Raw genomic sequence first — 1,071 nt, 5'->3', positions numbered from 1 at the left:
GCCATGATGATCCTCTTCGAGGAGGGTAGGTGGAAGCTGGACGATCCGGTCAGCAAGTACATTCCGGAATTCGCCTCGTTGCGGGTCTTCAAGGGCGTCAACCCCGACGGCTCGTTCGACACCGTCCCCGCCGACCGGCCGCCGACCATGCGCGAGCTGATGAGCCATTCGGGCGGCTTCGCCTATGGCCTCGTGCCCGACAACCCGATCGACAAGGCCTATGCGCGCGAGGTGCTGACCGCCCGTTCGCAGCAGGCCTTCATCGACAAGGTCGCGGCGCTGCCGCTGGTGGCCCAGCCGGGTACGCGGTGGAAGTACAGCGTCTCGGTCGACATCCAGGGCCTGATCGTCGAGAAGTTGTCGGGCATGTCGCTGGGCGACTTCATGCAAAAGCGCATCTTCACGCCACTGAAGATGGTCGACACCGGCTTTTACGTGCCGGAAAGCCAGCGCGAGCGCTTCACCGCCTGCTACGCCCTGACGCCGTCGGGCAAGGTGGTTCTGCAGGACGATCCGGAGAAGAGCCGCTTCTTCAAGGATCCGCCGATGAAGTCCGGCGGCGGCGGGCTGGTGTCGACGGCCGACGACTACATGCGCTTTTGCCGGATGCTGCTGAACGGCGGCGAGCTTGACGGCGCGCGCATCCTGAAGCCCGAGACCGTCAAGCTGATGCGCACGAACATGCTCAGCGACACGATCATGAACGGCGACGTTCCGCCGTTCAACACGGCCAAGGGCCGAGGCTTCGGCCTCGACTTCGCGGTGGTGCTGGACAGCGCCAAGGCCGGGCCGTGGGGCGAGGGGACCTATAGCTGGGGCGGCGCGGCCGGCACCTGGTTCTGGATCGACCCGGTCAACGACCTGTTCTTCGTCGGCATGATCCAGCGCCTGGGCGGGGTGGGGCCGGGCCTCGACGCCCAGTCGCGGACCCTCGTCTACCAGGCCCTTGAGCGGCCTCCGCTCGTTGCGGCTCCGTTGGCGAGATCGCCCGCCAAGATCGCGACGGCCAAGACCGCCTCGACCCGCTGAACGCCACGGAAAAGCTCCCCCCGCCAGGGCGAGGGGAGCTCC

The 1,071-nt window shown here is 66.9% G+C and carries 1 protein-coding gene; it reads left to right on the top strand.

The window, feature by feature from the left end; genetic code table 11:
- The coding region (locus tag NKJ21_RS27520; RefSeq protein WP_254733474.1) for a serine hydrolase at positions 1-1,029 on the top strand (1,029 nt) is incomplete at its 5' end.
- Between the last annotated feature and the right edge of the window lie 42 nt (positions 1,030-1,071).

Origin of the sequence: Klebsiella sp. SWET4 (genome assembly GCF_024296565.1) — a bacterium.
Taxonomy (GTDB): Bacteria; Pseudomonadota; Gammaproteobacteria; order Enterobacterales; family Enterobacteriaceae; genus Klebsiella; species Klebsiella variicola.
Note: the sequence above shows the minus strand (reverse complement) of the source record. Positions and strands in the feature narration are given on the sequence as shown.